15 protein-coding genes are annotated in these 15188 nt (G+C 69.1%); 8 read left to right on the top strand and 7 right to left on the bottom strand.

Annotated features, from left to right (window positions below; all coding sequences use genetic code 11):
* Positions 1-207: 207 nt before the first annotated feature.
* Together EZ216_RS20920 and EZ216_RS20915 are read right to left on the bottom strand one after the other, a co-directional pair.
* Positions 208-519 (bottom strand): ATPase with chaperone activity, encoded by a 312-nt coding sequence (locus EZ216_RS20920; RefSeq protein WP_135251745.1) that lies wholly within the window; start codon positions 517-519, stop codon positions 208-210.
* Between the two features lie 23 nt (positions 520-542).
* Positions 543-1784 carry an MFS transporter gene (locus EZ216_RS20915; protein WP_135251744.1) on the bottom strand — a complete coding sequence of 414 codons (1242 nt, stop codon included), beginning with the start codon at positions 1782-1784 and terminating at the stop codon, positions 543-545.
* A 25-nt stretch (positions 1785-1809) separates the two neighbouring features.
* On the opposite strand from EZ216_RS20915, the gene EZ216_RS20910 reads away from it, so the two are divergent.
* The 3 genes from EZ216_RS20910 to EZ216_RS20900 all read left to right on the top strand — a co-directional run bounded on the left by EZ216_RS20910 (position 1810) and on the right by EZ216_RS20900 (position 4669).
* Positions 1810-2487 (top strand): aspartate/glutamate racemase family protein, encoded by a 678-nt coding sequence (locus EZ216_RS20910; RefSeq protein ID WP_135251743.1) that lies wholly within the window; start codon positions 1810-1812, stop codon positions 2485-2487.
* A complete protein-coding gene (locus EZ216_RS20905) occupies positions 2480-3541 on the top strand; it encodes an Ldh family oxidoreductase (RefSeq protein ID WP_135251742.1) in 1062 nt (353 codons plus the stop codon). Before EZ216_RS20910 ends, EZ216_RS20905 begins: the two co-directional genes overlap by 8 nt.
* Before the next feature lie 153 nt (positions 3542-3694).
* Positions 3695-4669 (top strand): Bug family tripartite tricarboxylate transporter substrate binding protein, encoded by a 975-nt coding sequence (locus tag EZ216_RS20900; RefSeq protein WP_135251741.1) that lies wholly within the window; start codon positions 3695-3697, stop codon positions 4667-4669.
* Positions 4670-4728: 59 nt separating this feature from the next.
* On the opposite strand, the gene EZ216_RS20895 is transcribed toward EZ216_RS20900, so the two are convergent.
* The gene (locus EZ216_RS20895; protein ID WP_135251740.1) at positions 4729-5106 is read right to left on the bottom strand and encodes a VOC family protein; all 378 of its coding nucleotides are present in this window, start codon (positions 5104-5106) and stop codon (positions 4729-4731) included.
* Between the two features lie 11 nt (positions 5107-5117).
* Positions 5118-5471 (bottom strand): DUF1428 domain-containing protein, encoded by a 354-nt coding sequence (locus EZ216_RS20890; protein WP_135251739.1) that lies wholly within the window; start codon positions 5469-5471, stop codon positions 5118-5120.
* Positions 5472-5706: 235 nt separating this feature from the next.
* Here EZ216_RS20890 and katG point away from each other — a divergent pair, with 235 nt between their 5' ends.
* From katG to EZ216_RS20870, 4 genes are all read left to right on the top strand, one after another.
* Positions 5707-7902: a catalase/peroxidase HPI gene (gene katG / locus EZ216_RS20885; RefSeq protein ID WP_135251738.1), complete on the top strand. Its 2196-nt coding sequence runs from the start codon at positions 5707-5709 to the stop codon at positions 7900-7902.
* Positions 7903-8059: 157 nt separating this feature from the next.
* Positions 8060-8830 carry a transporter substrate-binding domain-containing protein gene (locus EZ216_RS20880; RefSeq protein WP_135251737.1) on the top strand — a complete coding sequence of 257 codons (771 nt, stop codon included), beginning with the start codon at positions 8060-8062 and terminating at the stop codon, positions 8828-8830.
* A gap of 85 nt (positions 8831-8915) precedes the next feature.
* A complete protein-coding gene (locus EZ216_RS20875; RefSeq protein ID WP_135251736.1) occupies positions 8916-9692 on the top strand; it encodes an alpha/beta hydrolase in 777 nt (258 codons plus the stop codon).
* 102 nt (positions 9693-9794) lie between these two features.
* Entirely contained in the window at positions 9795-10832 is a 1038-nt protein-coding gene (locus EZ216_RS20870) for a VWA domain-containing protein (protein WP_135251735.1), read from the top strand.
* A gap of 9 nt (positions 10833-10841) precedes the next feature.
* Here the strand turns inward: EZ216_RS20870 and EZ216_RS20865 are convergent, their stop codons facing one another.
* Positions 10842-11075 carry a hypothetical protein gene (locus EZ216_RS20865; protein ID WP_135251734.1) on the bottom strand — a complete coding sequence of 78 codons (234 nt, stop codon included), beginning with the start codon at positions 11073-11075 and terminating at the stop codon, positions 10842-10844.
* 164 nt (positions 11076-11239) lie between these two features.
* Positions 11240-12652 carry an NADP-dependent phosphogluconate dehydrogenase gene (gnd, locus tag EZ216_RS20860; RefSeq protein ID WP_135251733.1) on the bottom strand — a complete coding sequence of 471 codons (1413 nt, stop codon included), beginning with the start codon at positions 12650-12652 and terminating at the stop codon, positions 11240-11242.
* 244 nt (positions 12653-12896) lie between these two features.
* Here gnd and EZ216_RS20855 point away from each other — a divergent pair, with 244 nt between their 5' ends.
* Positions 12897-13235 (top strand): hypothetical protein, encoded by a 339-nt coding sequence (locus EZ216_RS20855; protein ID WP_135251732.1) that lies wholly within the window; start codon positions 12897-12899, stop codon positions 13233-13235.
* 97 nt (positions 13236-13332) lie between these two features.
* Here the strand turns inward: EZ216_RS20855 and EZ216_RS20850 are convergent, their stop codons facing one another.
* Positions 13333-15063 carry an IlvD/Edd family dehydratase gene (locus tag EZ216_RS20850; protein ID WP_135251731.1) on the bottom strand — a complete coding sequence of 577 codons (1731 nt, stop codon included), beginning with the start codon at positions 15061-15063 and terminating at the stop codon, positions 13333-13335.
* Positions 15064-15188: the final 125 nt, after the last annotated feature.

Here is a 15188-nt window from a genome sequence, read left to right as displayed (position 1 = left end):
GAGGAAGACTCTGGGCTTCAGGACGCCAGCTGAGATGTTCGACGAATGTGTTGCGTCGATCGGTTGAATCCGCCGCCGAAAGCGGACATTCTCGGGGAACAGTAGAAATCCGATCCGATTTGTAGAAGCGCCGCAGAACCCGACCTCGTCGATGAGCGCTGGATGACTGGTGGCCCGGGGGCGAATCAAGCACCAACACGCGGAGTTTCAATCCCCCTCCGGACCCTCCCACTGCAGCAACTCCGCCAGCCGCAGCACCACCCAATTCGCTTCGGGCGGCTCCACCGCGGATCCTTCCGCGCGCAGCCCTTCCCTCATCGCGCGAAGCACTTCAACCTCCGGCGCCCCGCTCTTGAACTGCGCCGTCGACGCCTGATCCACCAGCATCTGCGCCAGGTCCTCGCACAGCTCATACCGCTCGCGCACGAACGCCATCGGCTGTATCAACCGCGTGCCGGACGGCGTGGAATACAACGCCAGGAAAGACGGCGGGACTTCGATCTGGTTGGAATCGTCCATGGTGGGGGCGAGAGGATACCCGCTCACCTGGCTCGGCGGCCCAGGCGCCAGAGCACCAGAGCGCAGACGGCCGTGGGTACCGCGACCGCCGCATACCCCGCGCGGTAGCTGCCCGCCACGTTCGACAGCGCGCCGAACAGCGGTGGGCCCACGACCACGCCGAAGAAGGTGAACGCCAGCGTGCCGCTGGTGGCGACGCCGGCCATGCCGGGCGGCGAGCGGCGCGCCACCTCGGCCAGGTACACGCCGTTCCAGCCGATGGCCGAAGCGCCGAAAGCCACCAGCAGCACCAGCACGAGCGTCGCCGGCGTGTCCGCCTGCATCAGCGCAGCGCCGCCGGCGCACACGGCCATTGCAGCCGCGAGGATGGCAAGCATGCGGTACGGGTCCAGCCAGCGGTCGGCCATCCAGCCCCACGCGATGCGGCCCACCACGCCACCGGCCTGCGACGCCGACAGCAGCCCGCCCGCGGCCACCAGCGTGTAGCCCAGCGAGCCATGCAGATAGGTGACCAGGTAAGTCGACAGGCACATCTGCGCGATGGAGAACACGAAGGACATGGTCGCCAGTTGCTTCAGCGCGGGCTCGCTGCCCACCAGCTTCAGCCCGCCCATGAAGCTGCCCATGCGCAGCGGGCGCGCGGGGTCGCGGTCCTCGTCCAGCGCGGCGCGGAAAGGCTGCGCGGCGAACATGCACACGATGCAGGCGGCCACCACGGACAGCAGCGCCACCTGCGCGCCCGCCGCCTGCACGATGGGCGGCACGATGGCGCCGGCCATCACGCCGCCCAGCGGCACGCCGGTCTGCTTCACGGAGAACACGAGCGACGCGCGTTCGGGCGGGGTGCTGCGCGCCAGCAGGTGCGAACTCGCCGGCGTCACGGGCCCGTAGCCCAGGCCAGTGAGCAGCGCGCCGATCACGGCGGCGGGTAGCGAAGGCCACAGCGCGGGCAACGCCAGCCCGACCGCGCAGCCCAGCAGCGCCAGCTGGCTGGTGCGCAGCGCGCCATAGCGCAAGACCAGCGGCGCCGACATCAGGCTGGCGACCATCGCGCCCACGTACACCAGGCCGATGTACGCGCCGAGCAGCGCCGGCGAAACGCCCATCGCCTGCGCCATCGCGGGCCCCATGGCGGGGACCGCCAGCACGCCCATGGACACCAGCGCCTGGATGGACAGGGTGACCAGCAGTACGCTGAAAGTGTTGGCGGAAGGCGGGGCGGGGGCGTTCACCTGGCCCGCGAGCTTACCCGGCAGCACGGGCATGTGTTGCAGCGTAGGATGGCGCGCCATGTCCGCCGCCCGCATCGCCCTGATCCACGCGACGCCGCTCGCCGTCACGCCCATCCAGCAAGCCTTCGAGCGCCATTGGCCGCAGGCGCAGCGCATGAACCTGCTGGACGACAGCCTGTCCGTCGACCGCGCCGCCGCCGCCGAACTGACGCCCGCGATGGTGCAGCGCTTCATCGACCTGGCCCGCTACTCGGTGGGCACCGGCAGCGGCGGCATCCTGTTCACCTGTTCCGCCTTCGGCCCCGCCATCGAAGAGGCCGGCCGCGCCGCGGGCGTGCCCACGCTCAAGCCCAACGAAGCGATGTTCGAGCAAGCGCTGGCCGTGAAGCCGCGCGACGGCGCGCTGCGGGTCGGCCTGCTGGCCACCTTCGCGGCTTCCATCGCTTCGATGACGGAAGAGCTGCAGTCCATGGCCGAAGCGCGCGGCATCGAACTGCGCCACACCAGCGTCTACGTGCGCGAGGCGATGGACGACCTGGCGCAGGGCCGCGCACAAGACCATCACCGCAAGGTGGCCGCAGCGGCCGCTTCGCTGGGCGAATGCGACGTCGTGATGCTGGCGCAGTTCTCGATGGCCGCCGCGCGCGAAGCAGTGCAGGCCACGCTGCGTTGCCCCGTGCTGTCCAGCCCGGACTGCGCCGTGCTCGCGTTGAAGCAGAAGATGGGCCATGCCTGACGCCGATCGCGTGCCGGTCGCGCAATTGAGCCGCTTCATGGCGGCGGCTTTGCGCAAGCTCGGCTTGCCGGAAGGCGACGCTTCGCTGGTGGCGCAGCTGATGGCCGAAGCGGAAGCGCAAGGCTCCGACGGCCACGGCGCCATCCGCCTGGCGCCCTATGCCAGGCGCATCCGCGCCGGCGGGTACAACCTGAAGCCGGACATCCGCGTCGTGCAGGAAAAGCCCGCGATGGCGCTGCTCGACGGCGACAACGGCTTCGGCCACCTGGTGATGCACAAGGCCGCGCAGATCGCCATTGAGAAGGCGAAGCAATGCGGCGTGGCGTGGGTGGGTGCGCGGCTATCGAATCACGCGGGACCCGCGTCCATCTACGCGCGCATGCCGCTGGCGCACGACATGGTGGGGCTGTACTTCGCGGTGGGCAACGCCAACCACCTGCCGCCCTGGGGCGGGCTGGACATGCTGCTGTCGACCAACCCTGTAGCGGTCGCGGTGCCCGCGGGCGAAGAGCCGCCGGTGGTGCTGGACATGGCCACCACCGTCGCCGCGTACGGCAAGGTGAAAGCCAAGGCGCAGCGCGGCGAGCAGATGCCCGAAGGCTGGATGATCGACCGCACCGGGCAGCCGCTGACGGACCCGAAGCGCGCCGCCGAAGGTTTCCTGCTGCCGATCGGCGGGTACAAGGGCTACGGGCTGGCGCTGGTCATCGGGCTGCTGGCCGGCACGCTGAACGGCGCCGCGATGGGCCGCGACGTGCTGGACTTCAACCAGGACTTCAGGACGACCACCAACACGGGTCAGGCGATCTGCGTCATCGATCCCGCCGCGTTCGGCGACGTCACGGGGTTCAAGGCGCGCGTCGACCAGGTGATCCGCGACATGCGCGGCGCCGAACGCATGCCGGGCGTGGACCGCATCTGGCTGCCGGGTGAGCAGAGCCACGAAAAGCGGCTGCGGAGTGAACGCGGGGGGCTGGTGTTGCCGGCGGCGTTGCGGGAGCAGCTGGATGCTCTGGGCGCGGAGCTGGGGCTCGCGCCACTGGGTCAGCACTGACGGCGTCGTCCCCGCGGAGGCGGGGACCCATGGCTTGCGCATTCCGATTCAGGGAAGCCATGGATTCCCGCCTTCGCGGGAATGACGGTTAATGCGCCATGGATTCCGCCTTCGCGCGATGACGCGTAGTGCGGCGAACGTAGGAGACACCACATGCCGACCACCCGCCGCCAAGCCCTGCTTCTTTCGCTTGCACTCGCCACGCCGCTCGCGGCCCTCGCCCAAGCTTGGCCTTCCAAGCAACCCATCCGCCTCATCGTCCCCCTCGCCGCCGGCAGCGCGGTGGACAACGCGGCGCGCATCGTCGCGCAGCGCATGCAGCAGGAACTCGGGCAGTCCATCGTCATCGAGAACCAGCCCGGCGCGGCGGGGCTCATCGGCGCGGGCAACGTGGCCAAGGCGGCGCCCGACGGCTATACGCTGGGCGGCTTCAACGACAGCATCATGACCATGGTGCCCCACCTGCAGGCCAGGATGCCGTGGGACATCCTGAAAGACTTCGAGCCGGTGTCGCTGGTGGCCACCGTGGAGTGGGGCCTGGTGGTGCCGGCCGACGCGCCGCAGAAGACTGCCGCCGACCTCATCGCCACCGCGAAGCAGCAGCCCGGCAAGGTGAACTACGGCTCCGGCGGCAACGGCAGCCCGCAGCACATCGCGATGGCGCTGTTCGCCTCGCAGGCCGGCGTGCAGATGCAGCACGTGCCGTACAAGGGCGCCACCCAGGCGGCGGTGGGCGTCGGCGCAAAGGAAGTGCAGGCCGCGTTCCAGGGCATCGCCACCGTCACCTCGCTGATCAAGGCCAACAAGGTGCGCCTCATCGGCGTGACCACGCCGCGCCGCATGCCGCAGTTTCCCGACGTGCCCACCGTGAGCGAGTCGGGCCTGCCCGGCTTCGAGTTCAACTCGTGGTTCACGCTCATGGCGCCCGCGGGCACGCCCAAAACCATCGTCAGCCAACTGAATGCCGCGGTCCAGAAGTCGCTGGCCGACCCCGACGTGCGCGCCAAGCTCGATGCGCAAGGCCTGACGCCGCGCGGCACCACGCCGGAAGAACTGGGCACCGCCACGCGCGCGCAGCTGGCGAAGTACGGCGAGCTGATCAAAAAGAACGGCATCACGGCCGAATGACGCCGCTGGAACAGGCGCTGCGCGCGGTGGCCGTTCCGGGCTTGTCGCTCGCCTCGCGCTCACACCGCCTGGATCAGCGCCATGATGTTCCCCTCGCTGTCCTTGAACCACGCCGCCTTCGCGCCACCCGCGGTGACCGCGCCTTGCGGGCTGCGTTCGCCGGGCATGTCGTAGTCCTCGAACACCACGCCGCGCGCCTTCAGCGCCGCGATCAGTGCATCGACGTCGTCCACCTGCCAGAAAGCCTGGCTGGCCCGCGAGGTGCCGGCGTTCGGCGTGGGGTAGAGGAAGCAGGCGGTGCCGCCCGCGAACTCGTAAGCCACGCCGCCGGCGATCTCCTCCTTCGGCTTCAGGCCGACCTTCTGCTCATAGAACTGCCGCGCACGCGCGACGTCCTTCGCGGGGATGTACGCGTACATCGGGTACTTCTGCAGCATGGCCGGCGTCCTCAGGCGCGCAGGATCACTTCAAACCCGCCGTAGATCAGCCGCTTGCCGTCGAAAGGCATGGGGTTGACGCTGGGCTGCAGGCGCGGGTCTTCCATGGACTTCTTCATGCCGGCGTCGCGCGTCTTCTTGTCGGGCCAATGGATCCACGAAAAGATCACCGTCTCGTTCGGCTCGCGCTTCACGGCCATTGAAAACGAGGTGAGCTTGCCTTCCGGCACGTCGTCGCCCCAGCACTCCACCACTTCGGTCGCGCCGTTCTGCTTGAACACTTCGGCCGCGAGCTTCGCCTGCTTCAGGTAGGCGTCGCGGTTGGCGGTCGGGACGGCGGCAACGAACCCATCGATGTAGCTCATGTTCATCTCCTTGTCGTGACGAGTCTCCAAGCGGACTCTCCCTGAACGACGGACGGAAGAGGGCGTTCTCGACATCTCCGACGTAACGGCGGGCAACGCAACGGCCACGGAAGAGCTGCGAATGGTCGAACGCCTATCGCCGGCTTGCAAAAGTCCAATGCCGCGCATCCGCATTCCTCACTAACCTTGTGGCTCGCCTCGAACGAGCCCAGCGAACGAAACAGGAGAACGCGCCATGACCGAAGCCGCCCAGTGTCCCGTCGCCCACGACAAACCCAAAGCCAGGCAGACGCGCAACAACGCGCAATGGTGGCCCGACCAGCTGAACCTCGGCGTGCTGCACCAGCACGCCGGGCTGGGCGACCCGATGCTGGAAGACTTCGATTACAGGAAGGAATTCCGCTCGCTCGACCTGAAGGCCGTCATCGCCGACCTGAATGCGCTGATGACCGATTCGCAGGACTGGTGGCCGGCCGATTACGGCCACTACGGCCCGTTCTTCATCCGCATGGCCTGGCACTCGGCCGGCACGTACCGCATCTTCGACGGCCGCGGCGGCGCCCGCAGCGGCGAGCAGCGCTTCGCGCCGCTGAACAGCTGGCCCGACAACGGCAACCTGGACAAGGCGCGCCGCCTGCTGTGGCCCATCAAGCAGAAGTACGGCCGCAAGCTGTCGTGGGCCGACCTGATGATCCTGGCCGGCAACGTCGCGCTGGAATCCATGGGCTTCAGGACCTTCGGCTTCGGCGGCGGCCGCGAAGACATCTGGGAGCCGCTGCCCATCGACTGGGGCCCGGAATCCACCTGGCTGGGCGACGAGCGCTACAGCGGCGAACGCGAACTGGCCAGGCCGCTGGCCGCCGTGCAGATGGGCCTGATCTACGTGAACCCCGAAGGCCCCAACGGCAACCCCGACCCGGTGAAGTCGGCGCGGGACATCCGCGACACCTTCGGCCGCATGGCGATGGACGACTATGAAACCGTGGCGCTGGTGGCCGGCGGCCACACCTTCGGCAAGGCGCACGGCGCGGGCCCGGCGCACCACGTGGGCGCGGAACCCGAAGGCGCCAACATCGAGGAGCTGGGCCTGGGCTGGAAGAGCGCGTACGAATCGGGCATCGGCCAGCACGCCATCACCAGCGGCATCGAAGGCGCGTGGACGGCCACGCCGACCCAGTGGGACATGAGTTTCTTCGAAACGCTGTTCGGCAACGACTGGGAACTGACCAAGTCGCCCGCCGGCGCGCACCAGTGGAAGCCCAAGGGCGACGCCGGCCGCAACGTGCCCGACGCGCACGTGAAGGGCAAGCTGGTGCAGCCGATGATGACCACCGCCGACATGGCGCTGCGCTTCGACCCGGTGTACGAAAAGATCTCGCGCGAGTACATGGCCGACCCGGCGAAGTTCGCCGATGCCTTCGCGCGCGCCTGGTTCAAGCTGACGCACCGTGACATGGGGCCGAAGGTGCGCTACCTGGGGCCGCTGGTGCCGCAGGAAGACCTGCTGTGGCAGGACCCGCTTCCCGCCGTGGATCACAAGCTGGTCGATGAAGCGGACATCGCGGCGCTGAAGAAGAAGGTGCTGGCGTCGGGCCTCACGATCCAGCAACTGGTGAAGGCGGCGTGGGCTTCGGCTTCCACCTTCCGTGGTTCGGACCTGCGCGGCGGCGCCAATGGCGCGCGCGTGCGCCTGGCGCCGCAGAAGGATTGGGAAGCCAACGATCCGGCGGAACTGGCGCAAGTCCTGGCCAAGCTGGAAAACATCCGGAAGGAATTCAACGGCGCCGCATCCGGTGGCAAGAAGGTGTCGCTGGCCGACCTGATCGTGCTGGCCGGCAGCGCCGCGGTGGAAGAGGCCGCGAAGAAGGCCGGCCACGACATCACCGTGCCGTTCACGCCGGGCCGCGCGGACGCCAGCCTGGAACAGACCGACGTCAACTCGTTCGAGGTGCTGGAGCCCGCGGCCGACGGTTTCCGCAACTACGTGCGCCAGGGCGCCGAAAGCACGGTGGCCACCGCGCTCATCGACAAGGCCTCCCTGCTCACGCTGACCGCGCCGGAGATGACGGTGCTGGTGGGCGGCCTGCGCGCGCTGGGCGCGAACGCGGGCAATTCGAAGAACGGCGTGTTCACGCAGCGCCCGGGCCAGCTGACGCCGGACTTCTTCACCAATCTGCTGGACATGCGCACCGCGTGGAGGAAGTCGGAGAAGACGCCGGGCCTGTTCGAAGGCACAGACCGCAAGAGCGGCGAGCAGCGCTGGACCGCCACGCTGGCCGACCTCATCTTCGGCAGCAACGCGCAGCTGCGCGCGCTGTCGGAGGTGTATGCCGCCAAGGACGGCGAGGCGCACTTCGCTGGCGACTTCGTCAAGGCCTGGACCAAGGTGATGAACCTGGACCGGTTCGACCTGAAGTACGGCAAGGCCTGACCGGCCACCCGCTGTCATCCCGGCGAATGCCGGGATCCATCCCCGGAATCAGGACAGCGCGCACTCGCCGTTCCGGAGATGGATGCCGGGTCAAGCCCGGCATGACAAATCAGCGGGCGTTCCTAAAATGCCTCCTTCATCCCGGAGGAGACCCCCCATGCGAATCAAGCACCTGCTGGCCGCCCTCGCCGCGCTGGCCCTGTCGTTCCACACTTTCGCGCAGGACGCCTCGCGCCTGGATGCCGTGCAGAAGGCCGGCAAGCTGCGCGTGTGCACGCCGGGCGACTACAAGCCTTTCAGCCTGGCCAAGCCGGACGGCAGCTTCGAAGGCATCGACATCGACCTGGTGCAGGCGGCCGCCAAGGCGCTGGGCGCGCAGGTGGAGATGGTGAAGTCGTCGTGGCCCACGCTGATGAAGGACTTCCAGGAGAAGTGCGACGTCGCCGTCGGCGGCATCTCGGTCACGCTGGACCGCCAGAAGACGGCGTTCTTCACCAACGCCTACATGGTCAACGGCAAGGCGCCCATCACCAGGTGCGAGAACGTGTCGAAGTTCCAGACCGTGGCCGACATCGACAAGCCCACGGTGACGGTGATCGAGAACCCGGGCGGCAGCAACGAACGCTTCGCGCGCGCCAACTTCAAGAACGCGAAGATCGTGATCTTCAACGACAACACGACCATCTTCGACGAGATCCTCAAGGGCAACGCCGACGTGATGATCTCCGAGTCGGTGGAAACCATCGTGCAGCAGAAGGCGCGCCCCGGCCTGTGCGCGGTCAACCCCGACAAGCCGCTGGGCTACGGCGAGATGGCTTGGCTGCTGCCGCGCGGCGACACCGCTTTCAAGGCATGGATGGACCAGTGGCTGCACCTTTCGAAGGCGACGGGCGAGTACGACCGCGTCGTCAATCACTGGCTGCGCTGACCGCCGGCTGACGCGGGCTGCTCCGCTGGTGCGGCGGCACGGTCCGCGCTAGGGTTGCGCGCAACCGAACGCGCCAGGAGCCCGCATGAACCGCCGCCAGCTGCTTGCCCTGCTGTCCTCGCTGCCCTTCGCCGGCGCGGCGCGCGCGGAGGGGCCCACCGGCGTCGTGCTGATGCACGGCAAGCAGTCGCGGCCCTCCGACGTTTCGGACATCGCGAACGCCCTGAAGGGCGCGGGCTGCAAGGTCGCCACGCCGGAGATGCCCTGGTCGCAGCGGCGCGAGTACGACGTGCCGTATGCCGCGGCGCTGGAAGAAGTCGAGGCCGCGTGGAAGGACCTGGCCTCGGGTGGCGCGCAGCGCCTGCTGGTGGGCGGGCACAGCCTCGGCGCGAACGGCGCGCTGGCGTACGCGGCCAGCGGCCGGCCTCTCGCCGGCGTGTTCGCGCTCTCGCCCGGCCATGTCCCGGAGGGCAGCGGGTTCCGCCGGGACGTGGCGTCCGGCGTGCAGAAAGCGCAGGAGATGGTGGCCAGGGGTGCGGGCGAGGAAAAAGCCTGGTTCCCCGACAGCAACCAGGGCCGCACCCGGCAGGTGCGCACGACCGCCGCCGCCTACCTCTCGTACTTCGACCCGCAGGGCCAGGGGTCCATGACGCGTTCCTGCCGGCAGATCCCCGCCGGCGTGCCGCTGTTCATGGCGGTGGGCGAGTCCGAGGGCATCCTGCCGTATGCGCGCGAGAAGCTGTTCCCTTCCGTGCCGAACCACGACAGGAGCGTGTTCATCGCCGCCGCCGGTGACCATTTCAGCGCGCCGCGCAACGCGTTGCCCCGGCTGGTGGAATGGGCACGCGCGCTGGCCGCCTGAACGCCGGCATGCCGCACGGTTGAGTGCGGCACCGCCCTTCGTTCAGTTGCCAATGGGGGCCATCCCCGGCACGATGGCCGCTGCCTCCCGCAGGCGACGGCGATGTCCTACCTCTGGCCCCACTTCCTCTGGCTCCTGGCCGCGCTGCCGGTATTGCCGGCGCTGTACGTGTGGCTGATGCGGCGGCGCGCGAAGGCTGCGGTGCGGTTCAGCAGCCTGGGCATCGTGCGCGTCGCGGCGGCCGGGCCGAACTGGCGGCGGCACGTGCCGCCCGCGCTGCTCTTCTGCGCTTTCGGCGTGCTGCTCTTCGCGGCCGCGCGGCCGGTGGCGCGCGTGCCATTGCCCTGGGCGCGCACCCAGATCCTGCTGGCCATGGACGTGTCGCTGAGCATGCGCGTCACGGACGTCAAGCCGACGCGCATGGAGGCCGCGCAGGCCGCGGCCAAGGGCTTCCTGCAGGACCTGCCCAAGCACGTCGAAGTCGGGCTGGTCACTTTCGCCGGCAGCAGCCAGGTGGCGCAGCGCAGCACGCTGGACCGCGAAGCGCTGGTGCAGGCCATCGACGGCATCCAGATGCAGTTGGGCACCGCGGTGGGCAACGCCATCGTCGTGTGCCTGTCGGAGCTTTTCCCCGACCATGGGCTGGACGTGGGCGAGCTGCAGTTCGGCAACCGCCCGCATGGCCGCAGCCTGGACGACAAGGACAAGCCGCCGCCCAGGCAGGTGCAGCCGGTGCCGCCGGGCTCATACAAGTCGGCGGCGATCATCCTGCTGAGCGATGGCCGCCGCACGACGGGCATCGACACGCTGGAAGCGGCCAGGATGGCCGCCGACCGCGGGGTGCGCATCTACACGATCGGGCTGGGCACGGTGGACGGCGATGCCAGCACGCCGGGCGGCATGCCCATGTACTTCCAGCTGGACGAGCCCACCCTGCGCGAGGTGGCCCGCATGACGGGCGGCGAGTACCAGTATGCCGGCACGGCCGAGACGCTGCGCGGCGTCTACGGCTCGCTGGGCACGCGCATGCAGGTGCTCACGCGCGAGACGGAGGTCACCGGCCTGTTTTCGCTGGCCTCCGCGCTGCTGATGCTGGTGGCCGGAGCGCTGTCGCTGCTCTGGTTCCAGCGCGTCGCCTGACGCGGCGGGTCAGTGGTGGTAGGCCGGAGCGGCCAGGCCGAGGCGGCGGCGCAGCGCGTCCTCGTACTCCCAGTCGGCGGCGCAGTCGGCGTCGCAGAACAGGCGGCCTTCGATGCCGTCCTCGTTGCCGCAGTTGTGGCAACTGCCGATCGCTTTCAGCGTATTGCCGCGCAGCCGCTGCGCGGCCAGGGCCTGAGACAGGTTGCGCTGCTCGGCATCGAATGCCAGGTCTGCTTCGTCCATGTTCCGCTCCCATTCCCGGCTTGGTGCGCCGGTGGGAAGGGATTCTTCGGCGCGGCGGCTTCCGGCGGATGTCCAGCCAGCCGAAGCTGATGTAGGAAATCCGCCCGCTGAGCCAGCGGTGTTTTGGCTCCCCGGCTGTGGGAGCGTGAGCTCTTTGAAAAAGCTCAGTCCTGCGCCCACTTGGTATGGAACTTGCCCGGCCGGTCCAGGCGCTGGTAGGTGTGCGCGCCGAAGTAGTCGCGCTGCGCCTGCAGCAGGTTGGCCGGCAGGCGCGCGCTGCGGTAGCTGTCGTAGTAGGCCAGCGCGCTCATGAACGCGGGCACGGCCACGCCGTGCCGGGCAGCAGCGGCGACGACGTCGCGCAGCGACTGGTGGCAGCGCGCCAGCACCTGCGCGAAGTGCTCGTCCACCAGCAGGTTGGGCAGCGCGGCGTCGCGCGCATAGGCGCGGCGGATGTCTTCCAGCAGCTTGGCGCGGATGATGCAGCCCGCGCGCCACAGCCCGGCAATGGTGCCGAAGGGCAGCTGCCAGCCGAATTCCTGGTCGGCCGCGGCCATCAGCTGGAAGCCTTGCGCATACGCGCAGACCTTCGCGGCCAGCAAAGCCTGGCGCACCTGCTCGACGAAAGCGGTGGCATCACCGGTGAAGCTTGCCTGCGGTCCGGCCAGCACGCCGGAAGCCGCGACGCGTTGCTCGCGCACCGCGCTGACGGTGCGCGCGAACACCGCGTCGGCGATGGTCGGCGCGGTGACGCCCAGGTCCAGCGCGGCCTGGCTGGCCCACTTGCCGGTGCCTTTCTGCTCGGCGGTGTCGGCGATCAGGTCCACCAGCGGGCGGCCGGTCTCCTCGTCCACGCGCGCCAGGATGTCGGCGGTGATGTCCACCAGGTAAGAGGACAGCTCGCCCCGGCCCCAGCCCGCGAACACCTCGGCCATCTGGCGGGGCTGCATGCCCAGCAGTTGCTGCATCAGGAAGTAGGCTTCGCAGATGGTCTGCATGTCGGCGTACTCGATGCCGTTGTGCACCATCTTCACGAAGTGGCCCGAAGCGGCGGGGCCGATCCAGTCGCAGCACGGCACGCCGTCGTCCGCGCGCGCCGCGATGGCTTGCAGGATGGGGCGGATGCGCGGCCAGGCCTGGGCGTCGCCGCCGGGCATGATGGCCGGCCCCCGCAGCGCGCCTTCCTCGCCGCCGCTGACACCGGCGCCGACATACAGGATGCCGCTGCCTTCCAGCTCCGCGATGCGCCGCTGCGTGTCGGTGTAGCGCGTGTTGCCGCCGTCGATGACGATGTCGCCCGCGGCCAGCAGCGGGCGCAGGCCCGCCAGCACTTCGTCGACCGGCGCGCCCGCGGGCACCATCAGCAGCAGCACGCGCGGCGTGGCGAGCGACGCCACCAGCTCCTGCAGCGAGCGCGGCGCCGTGGCGCCGGTGCGCTGCGCGAAGCTGTCGCGCTTGCGTTCGTCGAGGTCGAAGCCCGCGACCTTGAAGCCTTGGCGGTGCAGGTTCAGGGCGAGGTTCTCGCCCATGACGCCGAGGCCGACGAGGGCGATGTCCGCGGATGGGGTGGGGCTCATCCGCGGATTGTCGCGTCAGGGGCCGGGTGCGTCTCGCTGGGGAGTACCCTGCAACAGCCGCCGCACCGCGCCAAGCCCTGAGCTTTCCTTCTCTGCAGCACGCTTCTTTTGCCCGACGCAGCGCAACGCGAACACGCGGCGTTCGCTGACTCCGCATCGCCGTGGATGGCGCGATGCTGGTTCCCGTTCCGCGACCGGCGCCCACCAGGCGCCGTCATTGTTTCAACACGAAAGGAGAACCTCCATGCAAGCAGATCAACTGAAGCAGCGCATCGACAAGATCGAAGAGAGCGCCGACCAGGCCAAGAGCGCCGTGCAGGCCGGCCAGGTGCCGCAGGAACTGAAGCAGGCCGTCGAGCAGCTGCACCAGCAGGCCCGCCAGGCCAAGCAGCAGATGCAGGGCGGCGGCCAGAGCCAGCAGGCCGGCGACAGCACGCAGCTGGTGAACCAGCTGGAGCAGGCCGCCGACAACGCGATGAAGGCGTGCCGCAACGCCGGCAACGTCGACCAGCGCACGCAGCAAGCCGTGCAGCAGGCTCACCAGGAAGCATCGAACCTGAAGAAGCAGATGCAGATGGGCTGACAACCCTTCGTCGTCCCCGCGGAGGCGGGGACCCATGGCTTCCCTTCCTCAACGAAAGCGGAAGCCATGCATTCCCGCCTTCGCGGGAATGAGGGATTCAGGTGCGAGGGACTTTTCCGGTCGCCGCCGGCTGCAGGAAATCGAAGTCCACGCCCCTGTCCGCCTGCGTGACCGTTGCCAGGAACAGCTTCCGATACCCGCGTTCCGCAGCCGGCTCACTTACCGGCGAGGCCTGTCTGCGTTTCTCCAGTTCCTCCTCCGCGACCAGCAGCATCAACTCACGCTTGCCCACCGACAACCGGATGCGATCCCCGGTCCTCACGTAAGCCAGCGGTCCGCCCACGGCCGATTCCGGCGTGACATGCAGCACGATGGTGCCGAACGCGGTGCCGCTCATGCGGCCGTCCGAGATGCGCACCATGTCCTTCACGCCCGCGCGCGCCAGCTTGCGCGGGATCGGCAGGTAGCCCGCTTCGGGCATGCCGGGCGCGCCTTTGGGGCCGATGTTCTTCAGCACCAGGATGTCGTCGGCATTCACGTCGAGGCCGTCGCCGTCGATGCGCTCGGCCAGGTCCGCCGCGTTCTCGAACACCACGGCGCGGCCTTCGTGTTCCATCAGCTTGGGGTCCGCGGCTGACTGCTTGATGATCGCGCCGCCCGGCGCCAGGTTGCCCTGAAGCACGGCGATGCCGCCCTGTGCATGGAGCGGCTTGGACAAAGGCTTGACCACGTCCTGCGAGAAAGGCGGTGGTGCGCGATCCAGCTCCTCGCCCAGCGTGCGGCCGGTGATGGTCATGGCCTGGAGGTGCAGCAGCGGTTTCAGCTCCCGCAGCAACGTGGCCACGCCACCGGCCGCGTGGAAGTCTTCCATGTAGTGCTGGCCCGAGGGCTTCAGGTCGATCAGCACCGGCGTCTCGCGGCCCATGCGGTCCAGCGCCTGCAGGTCCAGCGACAGGCCCCGGCGGCCCATGATGGCGGCGAGGTGCACCACGGCGTTGGTGGAGCCGCCGATGGCCAGCAGCACGCGCAGCGCGTTCTCGAAAGCTTCGGGAGTGAGGATGCGGTCGATGGTGATGCGCTGCTTGGCGGCGTTCACCGCGGCCGCGCCACTGGCCTCGGCCACACGCATGCGGTCGGCCGTGACCGCGGGCGGCGTGGCGCCGCCGGGCACCGTCATGCCCAGCGCTTCCGCGATGGTCGCCATGGTGCTGGCCGTTCCCATCACCGAGCAGGTGCCGACGCTGGGCACCAGCTGGTCGTTCACCGCCGCGATCTCGGCGTCGTCCACGCCGCCGGCGCGGAAGCGCGCCCAGTAGCGGCGGCAGTCGGTGCACGCGCCCACGCGCTCGCCGCGATGCGAACCCGTGAGCATCGACCCCGTGATCAGCTGCACCGCGGGACCGCCCGCCGAAGCCGCGCCCATCAGCTGCGCGGGCACCGTCTTGTCGCAACCGCCGATCAGCACCACCGCGTCCATCGGCTGCGCGCGGAGCATCTCCTCCGTGTCGATCGCCATCAGGTTGCGCAGGTACATGCTGGTCGGGTGCGCGAAGCTCTCGTGCAGCGAGATGGTCGGAAAGCGCACCGGCAGGCCGCCGGCCAGCATGATCCCGCGTTCCACCGCCTCCAGCAGCTGCGGCATGTTGCCGTGGCAGGGGTTGTAGCCGCTGCCCGTGTCGGCGATGCCGATGACGGGCCGGTCGAGCGCGCTGTCGCTGTAGCCCGCGCCCTTGATGAAGGCCTTGCGCAGGAAGAGCGAGAACCCGGCGTCGCCGTAACTGGTGAGGCCGCGGCGCATGCCGGTGGGGTCTTGGGGGTCGGAGCTCATCGGTGGCTGGTGGGCAGGTCGGTGGAGCATTGTGACGCTGCGAATGCGGACACCCTTACGCAGAGGACGCAGAGGAAACGCAGAGAACGCAGAGGAAACCTTCTGAAGTTCTTCTTTGTTCTTTC

Origin of the sequence: Ramlibacter humi, from assembly GCF_004681975.1 — a bacterium.
In the GTDB taxonomy this organism is placed as follows: domain Bacteria; phylum Pseudomonadota; class Gammaproteobacteria; order Burkholderiales; family Burkholderiaceae_C; genus Ramlibacter; species Ramlibacter humi.
The sequence above is the reverse complement of the archived record's forward strand: the minus strand, read 5'-3'. Positions and strand labels throughout refer to the sequence as shown.